The organism is Kitasatospora sp. NPDC058115, from assembly GCF_042884635.1.
GTDB lineage: Bacteria > Actinomycetota > Actinomycetes > Streptomycetales > Streptomycetaceae > Kitasatospora.
Map to the genome: position 1 here is coordinate 23,414 of NZ_JBHVTL010000004.1, position 26,586 is coordinate 49,999.

Below are 26,586 nucleotides of genomic sequence, written 5' to 3' on the forward strand. Positions count from 1 at the left end.
CCGGTCCCGTACCGAGGACGGGACCGGGCACGGCGGGGCCGGGGATCAGTGACCGGCCTCCGCGGGCCGGTAGACGCAGAGCGCCCAGATGATGAAGACGTCCAGGGCGATCACCACGATCGACCACCCCGGGTAGTACGGCATCGCCAGGAAGCCGTCGATGGCGCTCACCGCGGTGAGGACGATACCGGCGTACCGCGCCCAGGGGGCGCCCTTGAGGAGGAAGGCGCCGACCACCGCGACCAGCACGCCGACGACGATGTGGATCCAGCCCCAGCCGGTGAGGTCGAAGCGGAAGACGTAGCGGTTGGTGGTCAGGAAGACCTCGTCCTCGTGCACCGCCATGATCCCGCGCAGCACCTCCATGATGCCGTTGATGAGCATCAGGACACCGGCGAACACCACGAAGCCGGGCGCCCACTCGCGGAACCGGTGGTGCGAGGGCGGCGGCGGAGGCTGGCCGGTGCCGTGGCGCCAGGGCGGGGGCTCCTCCGGCGGGGGAGTCGACGACGTACTGCTCATGGGTTCCTCCAGGACCGGACGCCGGGGCCGGACAGGCCCTCCGGACAGGTGGGCGGAGAGACGTGCGGACTTCGACCGTCCGGCCCCGGCCGGTGCCGGGCAACCGGGCCGCGCCTGTTCGGGTGACCCTCCCCGCGCGTCCCCGCCCGGTGCGGCCGGCCGGCCGGTACTGGTGGTCCGACCCCTGCCCCGGACCCGGAAGGCGCAGCGCGTGACTCTCCTGCCGCAGGACACCGCGGAGCAGCAGCCCCCGCACCCGTCGCGCGCGTCCCGGCCGGAACGCCGCCGCGCCGCCCGCCGCCGGCGCGGGCGGGCCCTGGTCGGCTGGCTCACCACCACCGACCACAAGCGGATCGGCACCCTCTACATCACCACCTCCTTCCTGTTCTTCCTGTTCGGAGGGCTGATGGCGATGCTGATGCGGATCGAGCTGGCCCGCCCCGGGCTGCAACTGCTCTCGCCCGAGCAGTTCAACCAGCTCTTCACCATGCATGGCACGATCATGCTGCTGATGTTCGCGACCCCGCTGTTCGCCGGGTTCGCCAACTGGATCATGCCGCTGCAGCTCGGCGCCCCCGACGTCGCCTTCCCCCGGCTGAACGCGATCGCCTACTGGCTGTACCTGTTCGGCTCGCTGATCGTCGTCTACGGCTTCCTCACCCCGGACGGCGCGGCCGACTTCGGCTGGTTCGCCTACGCGCCGCTGAACGGCCTGCAGCACTCCCCGGGTCTGGGCGCCGACCTGTGGATCATGGGCCTGGCGCTCTCCGGCTTCGGCACGATCCTCGGCTCGGTCAACTTCATCACCACGATCGTCTGCTTCCGGGCGCCCGGGATGACGCTGTTCCGGATGCCGATCTTCGTCTGGAACATCCTGCTGACCGCCGTCCTGGTGCTGTTCGCCTTCCCGGTGCTGGCGGCCGCGCTGCTCTGCCTGGAGGCGGACCGGCGCTTCCACACCCACGTCTTCGACGCGGCCAACGGCGGGGCGCTGCTCTGGCAGCACCTGTTCTGGTTCTTCGGGCACCCGGAGGTCTACATCATCGCGCTGCCGTTCTTCGGCATCATCACCGAGATCATCCCGGTGTTCAGCCGCAAGCCGATCTTCGGCTACACCGGGCTGATCGGCGCGACCGTCGCCATCACCGGCCTGTCGATCACCGTCTGGGCGCACCACATGTTCGTCACCGGGCAGGTGCTGCTGCCGTTCTTCTCGATCATGACGATGCTGATCGCGGTGCCCACCGGGGTGAAGTTCTTCAACTGGATCGGCACCATGTGGCGGGGCTCGCTCAGCTTCGAGACGCCGATGCTGTGGGCCGTCGGCTTCCTGGTCACCTTCCTGTTCGGCGGCCTCACCGGCGTGCTGCTGGCCGCGCCGCCGATCGACTTCCACGTCTCCGACTCGTACTTCGTCGTCGCGCACTTCCACTACGTGGTGTTCGGGACGGTCGTCTTCGCCATGTTCGCCGGCTTCCACTTCTGGTGGCCCAAGTTCACCGGCCGGATGCTCGACGAACGGCTCGGCCGGATCCACTTCTGGACCCTCTTCGTGGGATTCCACACCACGTTCCTGGTGCAGCACTGGCTCGGCGCCGAGGGCATGCCCCGCCGGTACGCCGACTACCTGGCCTCCGACGGCTTCACCGCGCTCAACACCGTCTCCAGCATCGGCTCCTTCCTGCTCGGGATCTCCACCCTGCCGTTCCTCCACAACGTCTGGCACACCGTCCGGTACGGGGCGGAGATCACCGTCGACGACCCGTGGGGCTACGGGCGCTCGCTGGAGTGGGCCACCTCCTGCCCGCCGCCGCGGCACAACTTCGTCACGCTGCCCCGGATCCGCTCCGAGTCGCCCGCCTTCGACCTCCACCACCCCGAGATCACCGCGTTCGACCGGCAGCAGAACGCCCGCGCACCACAAGCCTGATTCCCGGTCCTTTACCTTCTCGTTAGGATGACCGGCATGGCAGAGGACACCCACACCCCGGTGGCCGGCGACCCGCGGGCCCGGCGGCGCGGCCAGGGCGAGCTGGAGGCGCAGGTGCTGGCCGTGCTCCAGCGGGCACCCGTCCCCGTCACCGCCGGCTGGGTGCAGGAACGCCTCGACGGCGGCCTCGCGTACACCACCGTGATGACCATCCTCTCCCGGCTCCACGCCAAGGACGCCGTCACCCGCACCCGCTCCGGCCGCTCCTACCTCTGGCAGGCGTCCTCGGACGCGGCCGGCCTCGCCGCCCTGCGGATGCGCCGCGTCCTCGACGGCGAACCCGACCGGGACGCCGTGCTCGCCAGCTTCGTCACCGCGCTCCTCCCGCACGACGAGGAGCTGCTGCGCACCCTGCTCGACAGCGCCTCCGTCCCCGCCACCGACCGCGAAGGCTGACGTCCTCACCGTGGGTGTCTTCGTCTTCCTCCCCCTCGTCCTGCCGCTGACGGCGCTGCCCATCGCCCGCCTCACCGAGCAGCACCTCCACCCGCGCGGCGCCGCCCGGCTGCTCACCGCGATCAGCATCGTGATGGCTCTCTGCAGCGCGCTCTGCCTGGCCCTGATCGGCGTCATCGGCACCGCGCAGATCCCCGGCAACCCGCTGCCCGACAGCTGGTCCGACCCCGAGGTCCGGGCCGCCCTGCCGTACCACGAGACGGTGGGCACCGCGGCGCTGCTCGTCCTCGCCGTCGTCCTCGCCGCCGTCGGCCGCACGCTCGCCCGCCACCTGCGGATCCGCGCCCGCGCCCGGCGCGCCCTCGGCCGCGCCCTGCCCGCCTCCTCCGACGTCGCCCTGCTCCCCGACCCGGCCCCGTACGCCTACGCGCTCCCCGGCTCGCCGCGCTCGCCCGGCCGGGTCGTCGTCTCCACCGGCATGCTGGCCGGCCTCGCCGAGGACGAACGCGCCGCGCTGCTCGCCCACGAACGCGCCCACCTGACCCACCGGCACCACCGCCACCTGCTGGCCACCCAACTGGCGGGCTGCGTCAACCCGTTCCTGCGCCCGCTGGAGCGCGCCGTCTCCTACAGCGCGGAGCGCTGGGCCGACGAGGAGTCCGCGCAGGCCGTCGGCGACCGCCGGGTCACCGCCCGCGCCGTCGCCCGTGCCGCCCTCGCCTCCCACCGCCCGCCCGCCGCGTACGCCGCCTTCCCCGCCTTCGCGGCCCCGGGCCCCGTTCCCCGGCGCGTCGCCGCCCTCCTCGGTCCCGTCCCCACCACCCGCAACTGGCCCCCCGCCCACACCCCCGCCGGCCTCGCCGCGCTCGTTGCGGCCCTCGGCACCGCCGCCTCCGCCCTGTCCGCGCTCAACGCCGCCGTCGCGCTCCTGCTCGTCCTCAAGGCCGTCACGCCGCTGTGACCCGCGCACCGGACGGCGCAGCATCCCGAGCGCTCCCGTCCGGGCTGCCGCATGCTCGGTGAGCAGGGCGTCGGGCCCGGGACCGGAGGCAGGCCGAAGAGGTGGTGGCGTGGCCGCAGCGGGTTCGATGAACGTCGGGAACAGCGCGCTGGTGGCGGCGGTCACGGCCCTGGTGGCCTCGCTGGTCGGCGCGGCCGGGCTGTGGTTCCGCGAATGGAACGCGCGCCGGAGTGCCGAGGCGAGACGACAGCGGGAGCTGGACGAGGCGCGGGCGCACCTGGGCTTCCTCACCGAGTGGTTCGGCGCCTACGAGGCGGTCGCCCCGGGGACGGACATCGCTCCGGTGCGGGCGTGGGCGGCCGACCACCTGCAGAGTCAGCTCGCGGTCCTGCGGGCCTCCCGGGCCGATGAGCAGGTGGCGGACGGTCTGTCGTTCCTGGACCGATTCCGGGTCGTCCTGCTGTGGTTTCCGCTGCATTCCCGGTCGGGTTCGCTGGTGCGGGTGTTCTTCTTCTTCGTCCTCCTGTTCATGGGGTATGTCCTGGGGATCGCCGTGCTGGCACAGGGGGACGTTCTCGGCACGATCGTCATCGTTCTCCTGCTCATCGGGACCGGCATCGCGCTTCTCTACGGCCTCTGGACCCTGACCGTGCGGCTCGCGCACCGGACCGCCGATCCCCGGCTGCTCCGCGCGGCCCGCTCACCGCGCGCGGAGCGGGCTCCGGAGCGGGTGGACTGGACCTCGGGCCCGGGGCGTTCTCCTCCCTGAGGAGTGCCGCTACCCGGAGTGATCCCTGAGGTGTGCTGCCCGGGGGCGTAGATCCGCAGGTCGGCGGGCATCGGTGGTCGTAGGGGAAGGTTCGGACGTGAGAGGGTGCCAGGCATGAAGGTGATCGGATTCGTACTGAATGTGCTCTGGCTGGTCTTCTGCGGATTCTGGATGGCGATCGGTTATGTGATCGCCGGCATCATCTGCTGCATTCTGATCATCACGATTCCCTTCGGTATCGCGTCGTTCCGCCTGGCCGGATTCGTGATCTGGCCGTTCGGGCGGACGGCGGTCGAGCGGCCGGACGCGGGGGCGCCCTCGTGCATCGGGAACGTGATCTGGCTGATCTTCGCGGGGTGGTGGCTGGCGCTGATGCACCTGGTCACCAGCATTCCGCTGTTCCTGTCGATCATCGGAATTCCGTTCGGATGGGCGAACCTCAAGCTGATTCCGGTGTCGCTGATGCCGCTGGGGCGCGAGATCGTCTCGACGGACGAGCCGTGGGGCGGGCGGCGGTAGGCGAGGGGCGGTAGGCGAGGGGCGGAGCAGGGCCGGCGGGGGTTCCCGCCGGCCCTCGGTGTTCTCAGGCGGCGGCCAGGCGGGCCAGCTCGGCGCGGGCGGCGGCGAGGGATGCGGCGGCGAGGTCGCGGTAGGGGGCGAGGGCGGGGACGTCGGCGGCGCGGGTGAGCTCGGCGTGGACGAAGCGGAGCCCGGCGTCCGCGACGCCGAGGTGTTCGGTGAACCAGGCGCGCAGGTACGGGGTCTGGAAGTCGAAGGGCTCGCGCGGGGTGCCCGGGCCGTAGCCGCCGCCGCGGGCGGTGACGACGATGACGCGGGTGGCGGCGAGGCGGCCGGTGTGGACGCCGGGGAAGGTGATCCGGTCGATCCAGGCCTTCAGGGCGGCGGGGACGGTGAGGTTGTACATCGGGACGCCGAGCAGGAGCGTGTCGGCCGCGTGCAGCTCGGTGACCAGGGGGTGGGTGAGGGACCACTCCTGCCGCTCGGCCGGGGTCGTGGCGAACGCGGGGACGTCGGCGGGCGCCACGGGGCCGCCGTGGCGCTCGACGCGCACACCGAGGGAGGCGTAGCCGGCGCCGATGAGCGGGACCGGGTCGGCGGCGAGGTCGCGGTAGCCGTAGCCGGCGCCGGGGTGGCGGGTCCGCCAGGCGTGGGCGAAGCGGGCGGTCAGACGGCGGCTGACGGACTGGTCGGCCGGACTCGCGCCGGAGTCGAGGTGGAGCAGGCTGGGCATGAGGGGGCTCCCGGTCACCTTCGGGGGGTGGGCATCGTCACCCCCGTGACGGGGACGCGGAGGGAAAGGTGACCGGTGGACGGGCGTGCGGAACTGGCGGTGCGGTTCGAGGCCGAGCGGGGGCGGCTGGGAGCGGTCGCGCGGCGGATCCTGGGGTCGGCGGCCGAGGCCGAGGACGCCGTGCAGGAGGCCTGGCTGCGGCTGGAACGGGTCGACGCGGCGCGGCTGGACAACCTGCCGGGGTGGCTGACCACGGTGGTGTCGCGGATCTGCCTGGACGCGCTGAGGACCAGGAGGACCGTGGGCGTGGCGGTCGAGGACGCGGTGGCCGAGGACGTGGTGGACGGGCCGGAGGCGGAGGCCGAGCTGGTCGAGGAGGTGGGCCGGGCGATGCTGGTGGTGCTGGACCGGCTGGGACCGGCGGAGCGGGTCGCCTTCGTGCTGCACGACGGGTTCGCGGTGCCGTTCGACGAGATCGGGCCGATCGTCGGGCGGACCACGGTGGCCGCGAAGAAGCTGGCGAGCCGGGCCCGGCAGCGGGTGCGGGGGACGGGAGAGGCAGTGGGCCCGGTGCAGCGCGAGGTGGTGGAGGCGTTCCTGGCCGCCGCGCGTGGCGGCGACCTGGAGGCGCTGCTCGCGGTGCTCGCCCCGGACGTGGTGCGCCGGGCCGACCCGGCCGCGCTGCCCGCCGGCCGGCCGGCGGTGCTGCGCGGCGCCGACGCCGTGGCCCGGGAGACACAGGTGATCGGGCGCCGGGCGCGGTTCGGCGTGCCGGTGCTGGTGGACGGCGGGGCCGGGGCGGCGATCGCACCGGACGGGCGGCTGCGGCTGCTGCTGACGTTCGACGTGCGCGACGGGCGGGTGGCCGGGTTCGAGGTCGTCGCGGATCCGGCGCGGCTGGCGGCGGCCGGGGTCACCCTGCCCGGCCGGGGGCGGCCCCTCGGCGACCCCGGCGCCCGGCGGCCCGGAGCCGGGACTCAGCGCGCCGCGGCGGTGACCGGACGGGAACGCAGTGCCCGGGCGGCGGCCGGGGCGGCGCAGACCGCGGCGAGCAGCAGCGCGCCGGCGCTCACCGCGGCGACCGGGCGCCAGGGCAGGACGAGCGGCGCGGGCACCCGGAGCACGGCCAGCGCGGCGTACAGGGAGCCGAGCTGGAGGGCCGCGACCGCGCAGCCGAGCACCGCGCCGACCGCCGTCACCAGCACCGATTCGGCGGTCACCAGCCGCACCACCTGACCGCGGGTCGCCCCGGCGAGGCGGAGCAGGGCGAGCTCACGGCGGCGGTCGGCGGTGGCCATGAGCAGGGTGTTGGCGAGCGCGATGCCGGTGTAGACGAGGGCCGGGCCGAGGACGAGCGCCATCCGCAGCCAGGTGATCCGGGTGGGTGCCCCGCCGGCGAACCACTCCTGCCGGGTCAGCACGGTGGCGCCGTACGGCCGGGCGGCGGCGCGGACCTCGGCCGCCCGGGCGGCGGGCCCGAGGCGGACCTCGACCCGGTCGACGCGGGCGCCCGGGGCGTGGGCGGCGGTCACGTACAGGCCGTTGTCGCCGAGTCCGTCCCGCAGTACGGCCGCCACCCGCAGGGTCGTCCGGCTGCCGTCGGCGCGCACCACCGGGACCGGTTCGCCGACCGTCCGGTGCCCCCACTCGGCGGGCAGGACGAGCGAGTGGTCGTCCAGGCCGGCCGTCGACCCGGCCAGCAGGGGCAGCCGGGTGAGCGCGGCCAGTGCGGCCGGATCGGTGGTCGCCCGGGCCTCGGAGCGGACCGTCACGCCGTCCGGCTCGACGAGGCCGAGGACGGTCGGCGCGGTGGGGAGGAGGGCCACCACGCCCGGGACGGCGCCCAGCGCGGCGAGCAGCGGGCCGTCGCCGCCGGGCGCCGGGACGACGACCAGGTCGGCGGCACTGCGGGCGCGCGCCTCGGCGGTCCGGGCGGCGGCCACCGCGGCCGGCGCGCCCGCCAGCGAGCCGGTCAGCGCGACCGAGACCAGCACCGGTGCGGCGACCGCGCCCGTGCGGCGCAGCGAGGCGGCGGCGCCCGCGGGCACCAGGCGGCCCGCGTACCCGGTGAGCCGCACCGGGAGGGCGCGGCCGAGGAGGCGGATGAGCGGCGGGGCGAGCAGCGGGGAGAGCAGACCGGCCGCGCAGATCAGCCACATCGGCTGGGTGGTGTACGTCTTGCGGTGCAGCAGGTCGGCGGGGTCGGTGGCGAGCGCGGTGCCGGCCAGGACGGCGGCCGTGAGCAGCAGGCCGAGCCCGGTGAGCAGCCGCCCGGCCGTCAGCACCCCGGTGTCGAGGTCGGCCGCGCGCAGGGCGTCCAGCGGCCCGACCCGCCCGGCCCGGCGCGCGGCCACGGCGACGCCGGCGAGCGCGACCAGCAGCCCGGTGGCGAAGGCGGTCGGCAGCGGCCAGCCGGCCGGGGCGAGGGCGAAGCCGGGCGGCGCCATGCCGACGTCGGCCAGCCGCCCGACGAACGCCGGGGCGCCGAGCCGGCCGAGCAGGCAGCCCGTCGCGGAGGCGGCCGCGCCGAGCAGCAGCGCCTCGGCGAGCACCGTACGGCGGACCTGCGCACGGGTGGCGCCGGCGAGGCGGAGCAGGCCGAGCTCACGGCGGCGCTGGGCGACGGCGTAGGAGTAGGTGGAGGCGACGACGAACGCCGCGACGAACGCGCTCACCCCGCCCGCGGTGCCGAGCGCGGCGACCAGCGACACCAGGTCCTCCCCGCCGGGCGCGCCGACGGCGGAGGCGAGGCCGAGCAGCATGACGGCGGTCATCGCGACACCGAGGGCGAGCGCGAGGAAGGCGCCGAGCAGGGAGACCCGGCGGGCCTTCAGGGACCGGAGTGCGATCCGCAGCATTCTCATGCGCCCAGCGAACCGCCGCGGCAGGGGGCGCCGCAGCAGGCCGGGGGCCACTTCGGACGGTAGGGCAGGCTCTACCGACGGACCGCCGGCAGCGCCCTAGGGTGGGCACGACCGGGGGAGGGACACGATGGACAAGCTGCTGCGACCGGGCCTCCTGCGCTCGGCGGCCCCGTGGCGGGCGGCCGGGTACCTGCTGGCGACCGGCCTGACCGGGCTGCTGCTCTGCGCCGGCCTGCTGCTGTCCGTGACGGCCGCCGGGGTGCTGGCGGTCCTGCTGGTCGGGCTGCCGCTGCTGGCCGCGCTCGCCCTGGTCGGGCTGCCGGTCGCGGCCTGGGAACGCCGGCTGGCCCGGTTCCTGGACGGCGGCCGGGTGCCGGACCCGCACCGCGTCCCCGACCGCCCCGGCCTCGCGGCCTGGCTGCGGCTGCGCTACCGCGAGCGGGCGACCTGGCGCGAACTGGGCTTCACCGCGCTCGCCGCGTTCGTGCTCTGGCCGGTCGACCTGGCCGTGGCCGGCTGCGCCCTGGCCGTCCCCGGCTGCCTGCTGGCCGCCGTCCCGCTGCTCCTGCTGGACGGCGAGCAGGTCAACGTCCTCAAGGTCTGGCAGGTCCACTCGACGGGGACGGCCGCTCTGTGCGGGCTGGCCGGCCTCGTCCTGCTGCCGCTGCTGAGCCACCCGCTGGTCCTGGCGGCGGACGCCCGGGCGGCCCTGGTCCGGCTGCTGCTCGGGCCCGGCCGGCAGGAGCGGCGGATCGGTGAACTGGTCCGCTCCCGGGCCCGGCTGGTGGACGCCTTCGAGGCGGAGCGGCGCCGGATCGAGCGCGATCTGCACGACGGCGCCCAGCAGCGGCTGGTGGCCCTGCGGATGACGCTCGGCCTGGCCCGGCTGGACGCGCCGCCGGACGGCCCGCTGGCCGCCCGGCTCGCCGCGGCGCACCGCGAGGCGGGTGACGTCCTGGCCGGACTGCGCGAGCTGATCAACGGCATCCACCCCCAGGTGCTCACCGACCGCGGCCTGCCGGAGGCCTGCGCGGACGCCGCCGACCGCTCGCCCGTCCCGGTCGTCACCCGCTTCGCGCTGCCCGCCCGGCTCCCGGCACCGGTCGAGTCGGCCGGCTACTTCGCCGTCACCGAGGCCCTCGCCAACATCGCCAAGCACAGCGGCGCGCGCACGGCGAGCGTCGAAGGGCGCTACGCGGACGGGCGGCTGACCATCGAGGTGGCCGACGACGGCCGCGGCGGCGCCGACCCGGGGCGCGGCACCGGCCTGACCGGGCTGGCCGACCGGGTCGCCGTCGTGGACGGCACCCTGACGGTGAGCAGTCCGCCCGGCGGACCGACCCTGGTGCGGGTGGAGATCCCGTGCGTCCCGGCCGGCGGAGGAGCACGACGATGAGCCTGAGGATCGTGCTCGCCGAGGACGGCGTGCTGCTCCGCGAGGGGCTGGTCGGCCTGCTGGCCCGGTTCGGGCACCGGGTGGTGGCCGCGGTCGGCGACGCCGGGGCGCTGCGCACGGCGGTCGAGGAGCACGCGCCGGACCTCGTCGTCACCGACGTCCGGATGCCGCCCGGCCAGACCGACGAGGGGCTGCGCGCGGCCGTCGCCCTGCGCGAGCGGCGCCCGGGCCTGCCGGTGCTGGTGCTCAGCCAGTACGTGCAGCGCTCGTACGCGGCGGAACTGCTGGACTCGGGCGACGGCTCCGGGGTCGGCTACCTGCTGAAGGACCGGATCGGCCAGATCGAGGAGTTCACGGCGGCGGTCACCGAGGTCGCGGCCGGCGGGACGGTGGTCGACCCGGAGGTGGTCCGCCAGCTGCTGCGCCGTCGCCGGGACCCGCTGGAGCGGCTGACCCCGCGCGAGCGCGAGGTGCTGGCGCTGATGGCCGAGGGGCGGTCCAACGCGGCGATCTGCGGGGAGCTGGTGGTGTCCGAGGCGGCAGTGGGCAAGCACATCGGCAACATCCTGATGAAGCTCGACCTGCCCCCGGCGGGGGAGACCCACCGCCGGGTGCTGGCGGTGCTGGAGTTCCTGCGCGCCTGACCGGCTAGGAGAGCGCCTCGCGCAGCCCGGCGAACTCCGCCGCCAGCGCGTCCAGGGTGTAGTGGGCGTTGAGGCCGCTGGGGTTGGGCAGCACCCAGACCTCGGTGTCCCCGATGGTCCGCTCCTGGCGCCCGGTCGACGCCGTCCGCAGGCCGAAGGCCGTGCGGTAGGCGCCGATGCCGAGCACCGCCAGCACCCGGGGGCGCAGCCGCAGCACCCGTTCGGTGAGCGCGGCGCCGCCCGCCCGCAGCTCCTCGGCGGTCAGCTCGTCGGCCTTGGCGGTGGTGCGCGGGGCGACGTTGGTGATGCCGAGGCCGAGGTCGAGCAGCTGCCGCTGCTCGTCCGGCCGGAACTGGCGCGGCGTGAAGCCGGAGCGGTGCAGGGCGGGCCAGAACCGGTTGCCGGGGCGGGCGAAGTGGTGGCCGGTGGCCCCGGACCAGAGCCCGGGGTTGATCCCGCAGAACAGCACGCGCAGACCGGGGGCGGTGACGTCCTCGATCGTCCTGTCGCGGGCGGCGAGCAGTTGCTCGGCGGTCGGCCTGGGGGCCGGGGTCGGCTTCTCGGTCACCGCTCCAGTGTGCCGCCGGCCACCCCGGCCGCCACGCCCGCCCCCGGCTCCGCGGGCTCCACCGGCGCCACGGCCGCCCGGCTCGCCGCCAGCGACCTGGTCCGCCGCCGCTCGCGCAGCCACCGCACGCCGTACACCGCCGCGGCCGCGTACGCCCAGCCGACGAAGACGTCCACCAGGTAGTGCTCCGCCCCGTACACCAGGGCGAAGGTCATCGCGAGCGGGTACGCGACCAGCAGCACCCGCAGCCACCGCGCGGCCGTCGGCCAGAAGAAGAACAGCAGCATCGCCGGGTACGCCGAGTGCAGCGAGGGCATCGCGGCGACGTCGTTGGCGAACTGGCTGCCGTTCTCGAACACCGACGCGGCCCGCGGCAGCCCGCTCTCGGTGAGCACGTCCGAGACCACCCGGGTCAGCTCCGGCAGGTGGCCCTCCTGGGAGGAGAGCCACGGCGGCACCGCCGGGTAGAGGATGTACGTGGCGAAGCCGGCGAAGGTCAGCACCAGGTAGCAGGTGAGCAGGTGCCGGAACCGGTCGTGGCGCCGGCGCCAGAGCACCGCGAGGATCACGAAGACCGCGAAGAAGTGCGACATGTAGACGGTGACCGCCGCGTAGTCCCACCACTGCGGCGAGCCGGGCGTGTAGAGCCCGTGCTGCAGCCGGACGGTCAGCGTCTCGCCGAAGCCGATGACTTCGTCGGCGCGCTGCTGCGGCCACAGGTACGGGCCCCAGGGGGTGTGCGCGCCGTAGCCGCGCAGCAGCGAGTACGTCCAGACGACGGCCATCACCGGCACCCAGTCGCGCAGCACCAGCAGGAAGCCGCGCGCGCCGTGCCCGCTGTGCACGCCGGCGGCCACCAGGGCGCCCATCAGCCAGAGGAAGACCAGGTCATTGGTGTACGGCAGGCCGTACGTGCCCAGGTACCACAGCAGGGCGGTGAGGTAGAGCGGCCACGCCAGCAGCCGGAGCCGGGCCAGGGCGCCGGAGCGCGTGCCGGTCCGGGAACCGGTCGCCGGACGCAGCCGCCCGGCGCTCTCGGAAGGGGTGGGCGGCGCCGGGCGGAGCATTCTGGTCATGCCGGTCGAAGCTAGCAAGGCATTCTTGGAGAACTCTCGGTGCGAACGGCGGTCCGTTCAGGAAGGGCTCAGAATTGCCCCGGGCGGCGCAGCGCACACACCGGGCCGGGTGATCCGGGAGACGGCCGGGACGCGGCGGGGGCGTTCCCGGCGGTGACCCCGGACACGGCCCCGGGGTGACTCAGGACACGATGCCCAGCTCGTGCGGGGTGTTGTTGAACCGCCGCCCGCCCTGTTCGGTGACGGTCACGATGTCCTCGATCCGCACCCCGAACCGGCCCGGCAGGTAGACGCCCGGCTCGATCGAGAAGCACATCCCCGGCACCAGCGGCCGCTCCTCGCCCTCGACCAGGTACGGCGGCTCGTGCGTGGTGATGCCGATGCCGTGGCCGGTGCGGTGGATGAAGTACTCGCCGTACCCGGCCTCGGTGATGACCCGGCGGGCGACCCGGTCGATCTCCTGGCAGCCGATCCCGGGCCGGACGGCCTCGAACGCGGTCTGCTGCGCCTGCCGGACGACCTCGTGGACCCTGCGCACCTCGTCCGGGACGTCGGCGCCGACGTGCACGGTGCGGGTGGTGTCGGAGCCGTAGCCGTCCTTGAGTCCGCCGAAGTCCAGCACGACGGTGTCGCCGGGCTCGATCACCCGGTCGCCGGCCTCGTGGTGCGGGTTGGCGCCGTTGGGGCCGGAGCCGACCACGGTGAAGTCGACCTGGCTGTGGCCGTACTTGATGAGCAGGGCGGCGAGGTCGGCGGCGACGTCGGTCTCCCGGCGCCCGGCGAAGGTGACCTCCAGGATGCCCCGGTAGGCGGCGTCGGCGGCCCCGCCGGCCGCGGCGAGGCGCTCCAGCTCGTCCGTGTCCTTGACCGCGCGCAGCATCGGCAGGGTCTCGGTGAGCGAGGTCCAGCCGGTGGCCGGCAGGGCGGCCTGGAGGCCGAGCAGGTGCATCGCCCAGGCGTTGTCGGAGATCCCGTACCGGCCGGCCCGGTCGATCAGCGGGACGGCGGCGGCGTACGGGTCCTGGCCGTCGGTCCAGTCGACCAGGCGGACGGCGGGGGCGCTGGCCGCCTTCTCGGCGTCGGGGCGCTCCAGGGTGGGGACGATCAGCGCGGGCTCGCGCCCTGCGGTGAGGACGAGCGCGGTGAGCCGTTCGGTGATCGCGGTCGGCTGGTAGCCGGTGAGGTACACGAGATCGGGGCCGGGGGCGACGACCAGGCCGGACAGCCCGGCGCCGGCCGCGGCGGCGGTGGCCCGCTCCAGGCGGGAGCGGTAGTCCTCGGTGGTGAACTCTCGGGGCATGCGGGTCTCCTGGTGGGGGAGCTCGGCGCGGCTGGAGGCTGGGTGCGCGTCAACTTCATCACGAACGGCGCGAGTTGGCGTAGTGGCGGAGGAACAGCGCCTCGACGTGGGCCATGTGCTCGATCTCGCCGGGGTCGACGCTCTCGTTGGGCGCGTGGATCAGGCAGCGCGGCTCCTCGACGCCCATCAGGATGATCTCCGCCGCCGGGAAGGTCGTGGCGAACACGGTGCAGAGCGGGATCGAGCCGCCCTGGCCGAGGAAGGACATCGGGCGGCCGTAGACCTCCTGCACGGCCTTGTCGAGCGCCGCGTAGGCGGGCCCGCCGGTGGCGGCGCGGAACGGCGAGCCGACGCTCTCGGGCTCCACCGCGATGTGCACCCCCCACGGTGCGGCGGCCTCCAGGTGGGCGGTGAGCGCGGCCTGGGCGGCGCGCGCGTCGGTGCCGGGCGGGACGCGCAGGCTGACCCGGGCCCGGGCGGTGGCCGGGATCGCGGCGGCGGAGCCGACCACCGGCGGGCAGTCGATGCCGAGCACGGTGACGGCGGGCCGGGCCCAGAGCCGGTCGGCGACGGTGCCGGAGCCGGTCAGCCGGACGCCGTCCAGGACGCCCGCGTCGGCGCGGAACCGCTGCTCGTCATAGCCGACGCCGCTCCAGGTGCCGTCGTTGTCCAGGCCCTCGATCCGGGTGCCGCCGTCGGCGTCCCGCAGTGAGTCGAGGACGCGGATCAGCGCGGCCAGCGCGTCCGGGGCGGGGCCGCCGAACATGCCGGAGTGCATGTCGCCCGCCAGCGCGGAGACGGTGACCACCACCGTGGTGACGCCGCGCAGCGAGGTGGTGGCGGTGGGCAGGCCGACCGCCGCGTTGCCGGTGTCGCAGATCAGCAGTGCGTCGGCGTGCAGCTCCCCGGCGTGCGGCGGGACGTAGGCCTCCAGTCCGCCGGTGCCCTGCTCCTCCGAGCCCTCGACGACCAGTTTGAGGCCGACCGGCAGGTCGTCGCCGAGCGCCCGCAGCGCGGTGAGGTGCATGACGATGTTGCCCTTGCAGTCGGCGGCGCCGCGCCCGTACCAGCGGCCGGCGCGCTCGGTGAGCTCGAACGGCGGGGAGGTCCAGGCGGCGTCGTCGAGCGGGGGCTGGACATCGTAGTGGGCGTAGAGCAGGACGGTCGGCGCGCCGGGCGGGGGCGGGCGGTGGCCGACCACGGCGTGGCTGCCGTCCGGGGTCTCCTCCAGGTGGACGTCGCGCAGTCCGGCGTCGGCGAAGGCGTCGGCGACCCACTCGGCGGCCTGGCGGCACTTCTCCGGCGGGTACTGGCGGGGGTCGGCGACGGAGGGGATGGCGACCAGCTCGGCCAGGTCGGCCCGGGCGCGCGGCATCAGGGCGGCGATCCGGCGGGCGAGTTCGTCGGTCATGGTGACGGCTCCTCTGGGGACTGTGGGCCGGGGCGTCAGTTGCGGACGGTGTTCTCCAGCTTGAGGTCGTCGATCTTGTCCTTGATGGCGGCGAGCTTGTCCGGGCAGTACACCGAGAGCACGATCGTCTCCGCCAGGACCACCTCGCGGTCGGAGAGCACCGGACGCTGGCCGGGGCCGGCCGCGCCGGTGGACATGCCGTACTTCCACTGCGCCTGCTGGAGCGCGCCGGCCGGGTCGTCGCAGACGGCGCCGCCGTCCTCGCCCAGGGTGTGCACGATCTGGTCCTGCGACGGCACCGGGTAGCCGGCGGCGGCCAGCGCCTCGGAGAGCTGCTCGGCCTTGCGGTTGGCCTCGTTGGTCTTGTGCAGCTGGCTGTAGGTGAGCAGGCCGGTCACCAGCATGGCGATCAGCAGGACGATCGCGCCGAGGTAGATCCAGCGATGCCGGGAGGCCATCAGGCTGCGGGTCATGCCGCACCTCCGTGCGTCGGGCCGTCCGCACCCGGTCCGTCGCGCTTCGGCCCGTCACGTTCCGGTCCGTCACGTTCCGGTCCGTCGTGCTTCGGCCCGTGGTGCCCCGCTCCGTGGTGCCCCGGTCCTTCCGGCCCGGGGTCGGTCGCGTGGCGGAGCTCGGCGGCCTCGATCGCCTCCGCCTCGGCGCGGGCCTGGGGCGAGCGCCAGCCCGGCTTGCGCAGCCGCAGGAACAGCACGGGGATCACCAGGCCCAGCACCAGCAGACCGCCGCCGACGATCGCCACGTACGACCAGACCGAGCCGCTGCCGAACTGCGAGGAGGGCACGAACCCGATCGCCATCGCCGCCGCCGAGGCCACCAGGCCGGTGACCGCGATCGGCACCAGCGCCGGTGCCCGGTAGCCGCGCGGGTGGTCCGGCTGGAGACGGCGCAGCCGGATCGCGGCGGCGAACATCAGCAGGTAGACGATCAGGTACACCTGCGTGGTGATCACCGAGAAGATCCAGTAGGCGCTGGAGACGTTCGGGATCAGGGCGTACGCGAGGGCGATGACCGTGGTGACCACGCCCTGGGTGACCAGCAGGTTCTGCTGGACGCCCGCCCGGTTGAGCCGCTGCAGGAACGGCGGGAGGTAGCCCTCCTGGCGGGAGATCATCAACAGGCCCTTGGACGGCCCGGCGAGCCAGGTGAGCATGCCGCCGAGCGAGGCGGCGACCAGCGCCACCGCGATCACCGGGGTCAGCCAGCCGATGTGGAAGTACTGGAAGAAGGCGTCGAAGGCCTGCATCACACCGGCCGTCAGGCTCAGTTCGCTGGACGGCACCACCCAGCTGATCGCCAGCGCGGGCAGGATGAAGATCGCCAGCACCAGCCCGGAGGCGGTGAACATCGCGCGCGGGAACTCCCGGGCCGGGTTGCGCAGCGAGGAGACGTGCACCGCGTTCATCTCCATGCCGGAGTAGCTGAGGAAGTTGTTGACGATCAGCACCAGGCTGGCCAGGCCGGTCCACTCCGGGAACAGGTGCGCGGCGTCCATCGGCGCGGCGGAGCCGTTGCCCTGGCCGAGGAAGACGAAGCCGAGCACGACGAGCAGCGTGCCGGGGACCAGCGTGCCGATGATCAGGCCCATCGAGGAGAGGCCGGCCACCGCCTGGGTGCCCCGGGCGGAGACCCAGACGCCGGTCCAGTACAGCACCATGATCACGAGTGCGGTGTACGGGCCGTTGCTCGCCAGGGAGGGGTTGACCACGTAGGCGATGGTGGACGCCACGTACGCCAGCAGGGACGGGTAGTAGAAGATCGTCATCGCGAACTGGCACCAGACGGCCAGGAAGCCCAGCGGCTTCGACAGGCCCTCCGACACCCAACGGTAGACGCCGCCCTCCCAGCCGGACGCCAGCTCGGCGGAGACCAGCGCGGTCGGCAGCAGGAAGACCACGGCCGGCAGGAGGTAGAGGAAGACGCAGGCGAGGCCGTAGACCGCCATGGTCGGGGCGGAGCGGAGGCTGGCCACCGAGGCGGTGGTCATGAAGGCGAGCGTCAGCCAGGACATCCGGGGCGCGTTCGCCAGGGTGGCGGCCGCCGAGCCGGTGCGTTCCCGGGTGGCGGACTCCTGGCCGCCGCCCCCCTGGCCTCCGCCAGGACCGCCCTGGCCGGACGACGGTATGTCCATCGAACTCATGCGTCCTCCTGCGGTGGCCCCGCCGGCGCCGGGCCGTACCCGGTCAGTTCACCCGGTTGGCGAGGGAGGCGCATGCGGCGTGCACCCGCACGGGTGAGCGGAGGGTGAGCGGGCGGGCTGTGGGGTGCGGGCGGCGGGCCTGGTCCCGGCGACAGGCGGTGAGCGGGCGTCAGGGCGTCAGGGCGTCAGGGCGACGGGGTGGCCGCCGGTGTCCGCTCGGGCCAGCCGGAGCGGCGCAGCGTCCGGCCGGCCGTCGCTGGGACCAGGCCCGCCGCGAGCAGCGCCGCCACCGTGCCGAGCGCCGCCGCGGGGGAGAGGTGGTCGAGCAGCAGCCCGCTGCCGACCGTCCCGGCGGGCATCCCGACCGTGAACATCGTCAGCGTCGCGGAGATCACCCGTCCGCGCAGCGCGTCCGGGACCCGGCTGAACACCAGCAGGTCGATCATCACCCGCAGCGTCGGGATCCCCAGGCCCACCACGAACAGCGCCGCGAAGACGGTGACCGGCCCGCCGGGCAGCAGCGGCGCCAGCAGCACCGGGACGGTCAGCCAGGACACCGCGAGCAGCAGCACCCCGGGCCCGGCCGTCCGGTGCAGCCGGCTCACCAGCAGCGCGCCGGCCAGCGCCCCCACGGCCTCCCCGGCCAGGGCCAGCCCGATGCCGGCACTGGACGTGCCCTGGCCGCGCAGGATCACCATCACCGGCAGCAGCATCGCGGCTCCCGCGACGTTGATCAGCAGGACGACGGCGAGGACCGGGCGCAGCAGGGCGTTGGCTGCCAGGTAGCGGTAGCCGGCCAGCGCGCCGCCGTCCGCGGTGCCGTCCGCGCCGCTGTCCGCGGTGCCGCCCGCGGTGCCGGCCCTGCACGCCCCGGATTCCGGCCGGCCCGGGAACCGCACCACGAGCGCGGCGGTGAGCGCGAGCAGCGAGGCGACCGCCGTGCCGACGAACGGCGCCGCCCGGCCGAGCCCGAACAGCGCGCCCGCCAGCGGCGGTCCGATCAGACCGGCCCCGCTCATCCGGGCCTCGTCCTGAGCCAACGCCTGCCGCAGCTGCTCCGGCGGCACCACCGAGCGCACCGCGATCAGCCGGATCGGGCCGGTGTAGGCGATGGTCGCGCCGATCACCACGGCCACCAGCAGGGTGTGCGCGAGGGTCAGCCGGTCCAGCGCCATGGCGGCCGGGACGCTGGCGCAGGCGACCAGCCGGACGCAGTCGCCCGCGATCAGCAGCCTGCGGCGGTCGCAGCGGTCGGCGACCGCGCCGCCGTGGAGGCCGAACAGCAGGGAGGCGCTGATCTGCAGGGCCCCGAACGCCCCGGCGAGCGTGGAGGAACCGGTGAGCGCGAGCAGCAGCAGCGGGTAGGCGGTGTCGGCGATCTGCAGGCCGAGGGTGGCGCCGGCCTGGCCGGCCCAGAGGGCCTGGAAGCGCCAGTTGCGCCGCAGCGGGACGGGCGCGGCCGCCTGCGGCGGGCCGGTCGTGGTCGCGGTCTCCGTACTCATCGGCGTCTCCCCCTTCTCGACGCTCACTGCAGCGTCACCATTCACGAATACGTGAATGGTGACGTGAGTGTGACCGATCGCGCAAGGGTGAACGCTCGATTGCCCGGGTCGGCGGCCATCTGCGAGGGTGGGGCCGTGGTCGAGAACGCCGAGAGTGCCGAGAACGCCGACGAGGAGCCCGCCGCCCCGGGGCCCGCCACCCCCGGCCCCGGCTCCGGCCCCGGCGCCCTCAAGGAACGCCGGGTCGAGGACGCCGCCACCCTCAAGGCCCTGGCCGACCCGCTCCGCCTGGCGATCCTCGACGTCCTGATGGCCGCCCTCGCCTCCGGGCCGCTCACCGCCAAGGAGATCGCGGCCGCGCTCGACGAGCCGCAGACCAAGCTCTACCGCCACATCAAGCAACTGGAGAAGGCCGGACTGGTCCGCGTCGCCGGCACCCGCCTGGTCTCCGGCATCGTCGAGAGCCGCTACGCCCCGGCCCAGGACTCGCTGCGGCTGGCGCCCGAGATCTTCTCGCCCGGCTCGCCGACCCGCGCCCACGCCTACGGGGCCATCCTCGCCGCGATGGACCGCGTCCGCGGCGAGTTCCACGCCCGCGCGATGGCCGACCGCGTCGATTTCACCACCTCGCGGGAGGCCTCGGCCCCCGGCCTGCCCGGCATGTTCTCGCACTTCACGTTCCGGCTCACGCCCGACCGGATGCTCCGGCTCCGCGGCCGGCTCGACGAGATCCTCGACGAGTTGCGCGCGGAGGGCGAGAGCGACGCCGACGACGCGGTGGAGGCGACCCTGTTCACGCTGCTGTACGGCGTCCGCCCCGGTCCTGCGGGCGACTCTCGGACTGATACCCGACCGGGCACGGAATCGTAAACGACGGGCGCACCGTCGGTGTCATGGTTCACGATGACTGAATGTCATACGAACTTCAGGCGCTGATCGGCCCGGCGGAACTGGTCGCGGTGGCGGCCGCCGAGGTTTCGGCGGCCCGCCCGCGACCGCTCGCCCAGGGCCTCGCGCTGATCCCGGCCACCCCCGGGTTCCTGACGGCCCTCCGGTTCGGCGACGAGGAGCCGGCCTCCCCGGGCGTCGCCGGCTTCGACTGGTTCTCCGACGGCCTGGAACGCCGGCTCGCCGCCTGGTCCAAGGCCGGCCCGATCGCCTGCGTGGAGGCCGACTACTTCGGCGGCACCGGCATCCAGCGCGCCGCCCTCTGGGCCGACGGCCGGCTCGACCTCGGCCCGTTCACCAGTGGCCCCCTCGAAGCCTTCCCGCCCGAGGGCGGCCCGATCTCCCGCGTCCTGCGCCGCCTCGGCGTCCACATCCCGGCCGGCACCACCGCCCGCGACGAGTTCGACGCCGCCGGCCTCGACGCCCACCGCACCACCGCCGCCTGGGCCGCCACCCCCTGACGCCCCACCGGACGACGGCGCCCCCGGAAACGACGGCGGCCCCGGTCGGAAGCCCTCTCCAGAGCTCCCGGCCGGGGCCGCCGACCGGCTCAGCGGTAGTTCACGAACTGGATCGCGAAGTCCAGGTCCTTGCCCTTGAGCAGCGCCTGGACGGCCTGCAGGTCGTCCCGGCTCTTCGAGCTCACCCGCAGCTCGTCGCCCTGGACCTGGGCCTTCACGCCCTTGGGGCCCTCGTCGCGGATGATCTTCGCGATCTTCTTGGCATCGTCCTGGGAGATGCCCTCCTTCACGTCCGCGAAGATCTTGTACTCCTTGCCGGACAGCTGCGGGTCCTTGGCGTCCAGCGCCTTCAGCGACAGGTTGCGCTTGATGAACTTGCTCTGCAGCACGTCCAGGATGGCCTTGACGCGCTCCTCGCCGTTGGCCTTCATCTCGATCGTCTCGCCGGAGCGCTTGATGTCGGCGCCGACGTTCTTGAAGTCGAAGCGGGTGGCGATCTCGCGGGAGGTCTGGTTGATCGCGTTGTCGACCTCCTGCCACTCGACCTTCGAGACGATGTCGAAACTGGAGTCGGCCATGGGTGTTGGTCTCCTTGATGCTCTGGCTGCACTGACACGGCCGTCCCACCGGACGCCCGCCGCCCCAGCCTATCCAGCCCGCCCCCGCCACCGCCCAGGACAGTCGCGCCACACCCGCCGATCGCGCCCCACGGAACCAGGTGGCGGACCACCCCCCGGCATCGGGTAAGGTTTACCCAGTCGAACGGGGCAAGCCCCCGGGAGGCGAACATCCTGGCTGGTTGCCCGAGCGGCCAAAGGGAGCAGACTGTAAATCTGTCGCGCAAGCTACGCAGGTTCGAACCCTGCACCAGCCACAGGATAGATGGAAGGCCCCCGGTTCACGGAGACGTGGACCGGGGGCCTTTTGTCGTTCCCGGGGTCAGTGGGGGAGGGAGAGGAGCAGGGCGGCGGCGGTGGGGGTGTCGGGGGCGGTGTGGGTGGGGGTGGGGTGGGACGGGGGGAGGGGCGGGGGCGGGGAGGGGGTGATCCAGATGGAGCGGAGGCCGGTGGCGTGGGCGCCGCGGAGGTCGGTGGCGGGGTTGTTGCCGGCCATCCAGTCGGCGGGGGTGAGGGTGCGGCCGAGGCGGGTGGCGGCGAGGTGGAAGATCGCGGGGGCCGGCTTGCGGGCGCCGGCCTCCTCGGAGACGCAGACGGTGTCGACGGCGGGGAGCAGGCCGGTGCGGGCGAGTTTGGCGCGCTGGATGTCGGTGCAGCCGTTGGTGACGACGGCGATGGTCCAGCCGGCCGCGCGGAGGGCGGCGAGGGCTTCGGGGACGCCGGGGATCAGGTGGGTGCGGGCGGCCTCGTGGGCGACGTGCTCCTCCCAGAGGGCGGTGCCGGAGCGGGGGAGGCCGTAGTGGGCGGCGATCCGGGTGAAGCCGGCGGGGGAGCGGTCGGTGAGGAAGAGGCCGAAGACGGTGGGGGCGGCCTCGGCGGGCAGGCCGTGGGCGGCGCAGAAGGCGGGGGCCCAGGCGTCGGCGCCGCCGTCGCGTTCGACGAGGGTGTGGTCCAGGTCGATGAGGAGCAGGGGGGAGGGCGGAGGGTGCTGGGGCATGTGCGGAGGGTAGTGGAGTGCGAGGGGTGGCGTTATTGCGAATGACTTGCAATTACCTGACCCAGGCAGCACAGTGGTGGGGCAGGGTGGGGCCGGACCGTTCAGCTTCACCGCCGAGCAGTCCCGGCCGTGCGTGAGCGCGCCGGGAGTCCTCCGTAAGAGCTGATCGTCTTCCCAACCGGCGCCCGCCGGGACAGCGGTCCGCCCACCCCGCCCAGTCGCCGTCAAGGGCCCGTCAAGAGCGGGCGACGGCGCGTCAGGAACGCGTAGGGGCCGTGGGGTGCAGCCGGCCGGCACCCGCAGGATCGGGGCAACCGATCGACTGCGGAGGTTCCGTCCGATGTCCAGCACCCTCGCCGCCACCACAGAGCCTCCGGATACCGTCGCCGGCGCCGAGGACCGGCACCGGCTGACCGCGCTGGGCGGACTGGCGGCGCTGTCGCTGGACGCGATGGCCTCGGTGGCGTACGGGCCGGAGTCCGTGGTGCTGGTGCTCGCCGCGGCGGGGGCGTACGGCCTGGGGTTCACGCTGCCGGTCACGGCGGCGATCGCGGTGCTGCTGGCGGTGCTGGTCGCCTCGTACCGGCAGGTCATCGCGGCCTTCCCGGACGGCGGCGGCTCGTACGCGGTGGCCAAGGCGCACCTGGGCCGGCGGACGGCACTGACCGCCGCGGCCTCGCTGGTGGTCGACTACGTGCTGAACGTGGCGGTGTCGGTGACGGCCGGCGTGGCGGCGCTGACGTCGGCGGTGCCGGGTCTGTACGAGGACCGGGTCTGGCTCTGCCTGGGCGTGCTGGCGCTGGTGACGGCGGTGAACCTGCGCGGGATCGCGGAGTCGGCCCGCTGGTTCATGGCGCCGACCGCCGTCTTCGTGCTCTCGATCCTGGCGATCGTCGTGGCCGGCCTGTTCCGGGACGCGCCGGTGAGCACGGCGGCGGCCGACGGGCACGCGTCCGTGCTGACGGAGAACGCCACGGCGGTCGGTGCGTTGCTGCTGCTCAAGGCCTTCGCGGCCGGCTGCTCCGCGCTGACCGGTGTGGAGGCGGTGGCGAACGCCGTCCCGTCCTTCCGCGCGCCGGGCGTGAAGCGGGCGCAGCACACCGAGGTCGCGCTCGGCGCGCTGCTCGGCGTGATGCTGATCGGACTGGCGGTGCTGATCGGCCGCTTCCACCTCCAGCCGGTCGAGGGCGTCACCGTGCTCGCCCAGCTGGCCGACGCCTCGCTCGGCCACGGCGCCGGCTTCTACGTGGTGCAGTTCGCCACCGTGGTCCTGCTGGGCCTGGCCGCCAACACCTCCTTCGGCGGCCTGCCGGTCCTGCTCCACCTGCTGGCCCGCGACCACCACCTCCCGCACGTCTTCGCCCTGCGCGCCGACCGCCAGGTGCACCGGCACGGCGTGCTCTTCCTGGCCGCCGTCTCCGCGCTGCTGCTGGTCGGCTCGGGCGGCGACGTCAACAGCCTGGTCCCGCTCTTCGCGATCGGGGTGTTCGTCGGCTTCACGATCTGCCAGGTCGGCATGGTCCGCCACTGGTACGGCGGGAAGCCGGCCGGCTGGCGGTGGCGGGCGGCGCTGAACGGCTTCGGCGCGCTGCTCACCGGCACCGCCGCCCTCGTCGTCACCGGCACCAGGTTCACCGACGGCGCCTGGGGCATCTGCCTGGCCCTGCCGCTGCTGGTGCTGCTGTTCGAGGCGGTGCGCCGCGGCTACGCCCGGATCGGCGAGCGCCTGGAACTGGGCCGCGTCCCCGGACCGCTCACCCCGCAGCGCAGCCTGGTCGTCGTCCCGGTCACCGCCATCACCCGGCTCACCCGCGACGGTCTCTCCGCAGCCCTCTCCCTCGGCGACGAGGTCCTCGCCGTCACCGTCGTCCACGAGCCGGCCGAGGCCGAGGCGCTGCGCCGGGACTGGGAGCTGTGGCGGCCCGGCGTGCCGCTGATCGAGATCCCGGACGCCCACCGCCGACTCGGCCCGCCGATCGCCGCCTTCGTCAACGACCTCGCCGCCGAGCACGCCTACGACCGCCTCACCGTCCTCATCCCCGAGGTCGAACCGGTCCGCCCCTGGCAGCGCGCCCTGCAGAACCGCCGCGGCGCCGTCATCGACCGGGCGCTGCGCCGGCACACCGACGCGGTGGTCTGCCGGCTCCGGATGAGGATGTGACGACGGGCGCGACGCGGCGGTGGATGTCACGACGGGCATGACAGCAGATGTGGCGACGGGCGCGACGGTGGATGTCACGACGGGCGTGACCCCGAAGGTGAGCACCCCGGTCATCGCCCCCCCTGGAGGAATTGCCACGATATGCCCCATGTAAATGGCAGGATCGTCATATCTTGACGATGTCTTAACGCCCCCCTTGACGCCCTCGAAACGCCCCGGCCCCACCCGGAACGCCTCGCGCGTAGCCGCTCCGACCTGCGGAAACATCCCGCCCGTCCGTCAATCCTGACGTCATGAGCACGCCGGAACGTCCCATTGCGCGCCCGTCGCACACGCTTACGCTCGCCGATGTGTTCAACGTGCCCCAGGCGCTCAAGCGCCTCGTGATCGGCAGGGCCATGCGCAGCGAGGAGCTCGGCGAGACCCTGCTCCCCAAGCGCCTGGCCCTGCCGATCTTCGCCTCCGACCCGCTCTCCTCGGTCGCCTACGCGACCCAGGAGATCCTGCTGGTGCTCACCGTCGGCGGCACCGCCTTCCTCTACCTCACCCCGTGGGTCGCGGCCGGCGTGGTCGCGCTGATGGCGGTCGTGGTGATGTCCTACCGCCAGGTCGTGCACGCCTACCCGAGCGGCGGCGGTTCCTACGAGGTCGTCTCCCGCAACCTGGGCGCCAACTCGGGCCTGGTGGTGGCGGCCTCGCTGCTGGTCGACTACGTGATGACGGTCGCCGTCTCGGTGGCCTCCGGCGTGGACAACATCATCTCGGCGCTGCCCTCGCTGGCGGACCACCGGGTGGAGCTGGCGCTCGGCTTCGTGCTGCTGCTGATGGCGATGAACCTGCGCGGGGTCCGCGAGTCCGGCAAGGCCTTCGCCGCGCCGACCTACCTGTTCATCGGCGCCATGCTGCTGATGGTGGTCACCGGCCTGGTGCGGGTGGCGTTCGGCGACGCGCCGGTGGCCTCCAGCGCCGCGTACGGGATCGTGCCGGAGGACGGCAAGGACACCCTGGCCGGGCTGGGGCTGCTGATGCTGGGGCTGCGGGCGTTCGCGTCCGGCTGCACGGCGCTGACCGGGGTGGAGGCGATCTCCAACGGCGTGCCGGCCTTCCGGGCGCCGAAGTCGCGCAACGCCGCCGCCACCATGGCCGTGATGGGCACCACGGCCGTGGTGATGTTCGTCGGCATCACCTCCCTGGCGCTGATCTCCGACGTCCACATCGCCGACGACACCTGCCACCTCAGCGGCTTTCCCGGGAACTGCGCGAACGCGCCGCAGCAGACCGTGATCGCCCAGCTGGCGGCGGCGATCTTCGGCGGTGACCACAGCGTCCTGTTCTACGCCGTCCAGGCGGTCACCGCGCTGGTGCTGATCCTGGCCGCCAACACGGCGTTCAACGGTTTCCCGCTGCTCGCCTCGATCCTGGCCGAGCACCGCTACCTGCCCCGGCAGATGCACACCCGCGGCGACCGCCTGGCCTTCTCCAACGGCATCATCGCGCTCGCGGTGGTGGCCGGCGGGCTGCTCTGGCTGTACGACGCGGACGTCACCAGCCTGATCCACCTCTACATCCTGGGCGTCTTCACCTCCTTCACGCTGTCGCAGATCGGCATGGTGCGGCACTGGAACCGGGCCCTGGCCACCGAGACCGACCCGGCGGTGCGCGGCGCGGCCCGCCGCTCCCGGGCGATCAACTTCTTCGGCGCCGTCACCACGGCGCTGGTGCTGGTGATCGTGCTGCTGACCAAGTTCACCCAGGGCGCCTGGCTGGCCGTGGTCGCGGCGGTGGTGCTCTGGCTGATGATGCGCGGCATCCGCCGGCACTACGACAGCGTCGCGGAGGAACTGGCGGTGGACGACGCGCGGGCCGAGGCGGTGCGGCCGTCCAAGGTGCACGGCATCGTGCTGGTCTCCCAGGTGCACAAACCGACCCTGCGGGCGCTCGGCTACGCGCAGGCGTTCGCGCCGGACTCGCTGGAGGCGCTCACCGTCGCGGTGGAGCCGGAGGCCACCGGGGACCTGGAGCGCCGGTGGCGGGAGCTGGACGTCCAGGTGCCGCTGAAGGTGCTGGACTCGCCGTACCGGGAGATCACCAAGCCGGTGGTGCAGTACGTCCGGGACCGGCGGCGGACCAGCCCACGGGACGCGGTGGCGGTCTTCATCCCCGAGTACGTGGTCGGCCACTGGTGGGAGCACCTGCTGCACAACCAGTCGGCGCTCTGGCTGAAGAGCCGGCTGCTGTTCACGCCGGGGGTGATGGTGATCAGCGTGCCGTGGCAGCTGACCTCCGCGGGCCGGGCGAACCGGCCCTCGCGGCGCGCCCCCGGCGCGGTCCGGCGCGGGGAGCCCTCCGTTCGGTCGGAGCAGGCGAGGAGCAGGACCCCCGAGCGCGCGTAGCGCGTCCGCGCACCGGAACGAGGCCCCGGACGGCACCCGCCGCCCGGGGCTTCGACGCACCCGCGGCCGGGGCTTCGACGCACCCGCCGCCCGGGGCTTCGACGCACCCGCCGCCGGGGCTTCGACGCACCCGCCGCCCGGGGCCTCGGCGCCCCGGTCACGGCCCGGACAACGCCCCGTATGGAGCCCGTCAACAATCG

General features: G+C 74.1%; 23 protein-coding genes, 1 tRNA gene and 1 pseudogene. 13 read left to right on the forward strand and 12 right to left on the reverse strand.

Annotated features, from left to right (window positions below; all coding sequences use genetic code 11):
- Positions 1 to 45: 45 nt before the first annotated feature.
- Positions 46 to 522: a hypothetical protein gene (locus ACFVVL_RS05150; RefSeq protein WP_380288251.1), complete on the reverse strand. Its 477-nt coding sequence runs from the start codon at positions 520 to 522 to the stop codon at positions 46 to 48.
- Positions 523 to 733: 211 nt separating this feature from the next.
- Between ACFVVL_RS05150 and ctaD the strand changes: the two genes are divergently transcribed.
- The 5 genes from ctaD (at position 734) to ACFVVL_RS05175 (ending at position 5,157) form a co-directional block, all read left to right on the forward strand.
- Entirely contained in the window at positions 734 to 2,452 is a 1,719-nt protein-coding gene (ctaD, locus tag ACFVVL_RS05155) for a cytochrome c oxidase subunit I (protein WP_387671461.1), read from the forward strand.
- A gap of 36 nt (positions 2,453 to 2,488) precedes the next feature.
- A complete protein-coding gene (locus ACFVVL_RS05160; RefSeq protein WP_387671463.1) occupies positions 2,489 to 2,908 on the forward strand; it encodes a BlaI/MecI/CopY family transcriptional regulator in 420 nt (139 codons plus the stop codon).
- Between the two features lie 10 nt (positions 2,909 to 2,918).
- Positions 2,919 to 3,869, forward strand: a complete 951-nt coding sequence (locus tag ACFVVL_RS05165) for a M48 family metalloprotease (RefSeq protein WP_387671465.1) — start codon at positions 2,919 to 2,921, stop codon at positions 3,867 to 3,869.
- A 109-nt stretch (positions 3,870 to 3,978) separates the two neighbouring features.
- Complete coding sequence (locus ACFVVL_RS05170; RefSeq protein ID WP_380288259.1) at positions 3,979 to 4,638, forward strand: hypothetical protein; 660 nt, start codon at positions 3,979 to 3,981, stop codon at positions 4,636 to 4,638.
- 114 nt (positions 4,639 to 4,752) lie between these two features.
- A complete protein-coding gene (locus ACFVVL_RS05175) occupies positions 4,753 to 5,157 on the forward strand; it encodes a YccF domain-containing protein (protein WP_380288261.1) in 405 nt (134 codons plus the stop codon).
- A 64-nt stretch (positions 5,158 to 5,221) separates the two neighbouring features.
- Here the strand turns inward: ACFVVL_RS05175 and ACFVVL_RS05180 are convergent, their stop codons facing one another.
- Positions 5,222 to 5,890 (reverse strand): FMN-dependent NADH-azoreductase, encoded by a 669-nt coding sequence (locus tag ACFVVL_RS05180; protein WP_387671467.1) that lies wholly within the window; start codon positions 5,888 to 5,890, stop codon positions 5,222 to 5,224.
- 99 nt (positions 5,891 to 5,989) lie between these two features.
- Here ACFVVL_RS05180 and ACFVVL_RS05185 point away from each other — a divergent pair.
- A pseudogene (locus ACFVVL_RS05185) lies at positions 5,990 to 6,376 on the forward strand (sigma-70 family RNA polymerase sigma factor); the annotation flags it as partial.
- 491 nt (positions 6,377 to 6,867) lie between these two features.
- Here ACFVVL_RS05185 and ACFVVL_RS05190 read toward each other — a convergent pair.
- Positions 6,868 to 8,754 (reverse strand): FtsX-like permease family protein, encoded by a 1,887-nt coding sequence (locus tag ACFVVL_RS05190; protein ID WP_387671469.1) that lies wholly within the window; start codon positions 8,752 to 8,754, stop codon positions 6,868 to 6,870.
- A 127-nt stretch (positions 8,755 to 8,881) separates the two neighbouring features.
- On the opposite strand from ACFVVL_RS05190, the gene ACFVVL_RS05195 reads away from it, so the two are divergent.
- Complete coding sequence (locus tag ACFVVL_RS05195) at positions 8,882 to 10,150, forward strand: sensor domain-containing protein (protein ID WP_387671471.1); 1,269 nt, start codon at positions 8,882 to 8,884, stop codon at positions 10,148 to 10,150.
- An 11-nt stretch (positions 10,151 to 10,161) separates the two neighbouring features.
- On the forward strand, positions 10,162 to 10,794 hold the full coding sequence (locus ACFVVL_RS05200) for a response regulator (protein WP_387671722.1): 633 nt from the start codon (positions 10,162 to 10,164) through the stop codon (positions 10,792 to 10,794).
- 4 nt (positions 10,795 to 10,798) lie between these two features.
- On the opposite strand, the gene mug is transcribed toward ACFVVL_RS05200, so the two are convergent.
- The 7 genes from mug to ACFVVL_RS05235 all read right to left on the reverse strand — a co-directional run bounded on the left by mug (position 10,799) and on the right by ACFVVL_RS05235 (position 18,809).
- Positions 10,799 to 11,362, reverse strand: coding sequence for a G/U mismatch-specific DNA glycosylase (mug, locus tag ACFVVL_RS05205; RefSeq protein ID WP_380288272.1), 564 nt, complete (start codon positions 11,360 to 11,362; stop codon positions 10,799 to 10,801).
- Positions 11,359 to 12,438: a phosphatase PAP2 family protein gene (locus ACFVVL_RS05210; protein WP_380288274.1), complete on the reverse strand. Its 1,080-nt coding sequence runs from the start codon at positions 12,436 to 12,438 to the stop codon at positions 11,359 to 11,361. Before ACFVVL_RS05210 ends, mug begins: the two co-directional genes overlap by 4 nt.
- Before the next feature lie 181 nt (positions 12,439 to 12,619).
- Positions 12,620 to 13,738, reverse strand: a complete 1,119-nt coding sequence (locus ACFVVL_RS05215) for an aminopeptidase P family protein (protein ID WP_387671473.1) — start codon at positions 13,736 to 13,738, stop codon at positions 12,620 to 12,622.
- Positions 13,739 to 13,796: 58 nt separating this feature from the next.
- Positions 13,797 to 15,149 carry a dipeptidase gene (locus tag ACFVVL_RS05220; RefSeq protein WP_387671475.1) on the reverse strand — a complete coding sequence of 451 codons (1,353 nt, stop codon included), beginning with the start codon at positions 15,147 to 15,149 and terminating at the stop codon, positions 13,797 to 13,799.
- 35 nt (positions 15,150 to 15,184) lie between these two features.
- Positions 15,185 to 15,622, reverse strand: coding sequence for a hypothetical protein (locus ACFVVL_RS05225; RefSeq protein WP_380288280.1), 438 nt, complete (start codon positions 15,620 to 15,622; stop codon positions 15,185 to 15,187).
- Positions 15,619 to 17,307 (reverse strand): APC family permease, encoded by a 1,689-nt coding sequence (locus ACFVVL_RS05230; RefSeq protein WP_387671477.1) that lies wholly within the window; start codon positions 17,305 to 17,307, stop codon positions 15,619 to 15,621. Before ACFVVL_RS05230 ends, ACFVVL_RS05225 begins: the two co-directional genes overlap by 4 nt.
- A gap of 185 nt (positions 17,308 to 17,492) precedes the next feature.
- Entirely contained in the window at positions 17,493 to 18,809 is a 1,317-nt protein-coding gene (locus tag ACFVVL_RS05235) for an MFS transporter (protein ID WP_387671479.1), read from the reverse strand.
- Between the two features lie 135 nt (positions 18,810 to 18,944).
- Between ACFVVL_RS05235 and ACFVVL_RS05240 the strand changes: the two genes are divergently transcribed.
- Positions 18,945 to 19,679, forward strand: coding sequence for an ArsR/SmtB family transcription factor (locus ACFVVL_RS05240; protein WP_387671481.1), 735 nt, complete (start codon positions 18,945 to 18,947; stop codon positions 19,677 to 19,679).
- A 41-nt stretch (positions 19,680 to 19,720) separates the two neighbouring features.
- Positions 19,721 to 20,218, forward strand: a complete 498-nt coding sequence (locus ACFVVL_RS05245; RefSeq protein ID WP_387671483.1) for a hypothetical protein — start codon at positions 19,721 to 19,723, stop codon at positions 20,216 to 20,218.
- Between the two features lie 89 nt (positions 20,219 to 20,307).
- On the opposite strand, the gene ACFVVL_RS05250 is transcribed toward ACFVVL_RS05245, so the two are convergent.
- Entirely contained in the window at positions 20,308 to 20,796 is a 489-nt protein-coding gene (locus ACFVVL_RS05250) for a YajQ family cyclic di-GMP-binding protein (protein ID WP_380289387.1), read from the reverse strand.
- Between the two features lie 215 nt (positions 20,797 to 21,011).
- Between ACFVVL_RS05250 and ACFVVL_RS05255 the strand changes: the two genes are divergently transcribed.
- A tRNA-Tyr gene (locus tag ACFVVL_RS05255) sits at positions 21,012 to 21,092 on the forward strand.
- 65 nt (positions 21,093 to 21,157) lie between these two features.
- On the opposite strand, the gene ACFVVL_RS05260 is transcribed toward ACFVVL_RS05255, so the two are convergent.
- A complete protein-coding gene (locus ACFVVL_RS05260; RefSeq protein WP_387671485.1) occupies positions 21,158 to 21,832 on the reverse strand; it encodes an HAD family hydrolase in 675 nt (224 codons plus the stop codon).
- Between the two features lie 340 nt (positions 21,833 to 22,172).
- Between ACFVVL_RS05260 and ACFVVL_RS05265 the strand changes: the two genes are divergently transcribed.
- Together ACFVVL_RS05265 and ACFVVL_RS05270 are read left to right on the forward strand one after the other, a co-directional pair.
- Positions 22,173 to 23,993, forward strand: coding sequence for an APC family permease (locus tag ACFVVL_RS05265; protein WP_387671487.1), 1,821 nt, complete (start codon positions 22,173 to 22,175; stop codon positions 23,991 to 23,993).
- 350 nt (positions 23,994 to 24,343) lie between these two features.
- Positions 24,344 to 26,386, forward strand: a complete 2,043-nt coding sequence (locus tag ACFVVL_RS05270; RefSeq protein WP_380289393.1) for an APC family permease — start codon at positions 24,344 to 24,346, stop codon at positions 26,384 to 26,386.
- The last annotated feature ends 200 nt before the right edge of the window (positions 26,387 to 26,586 follow it).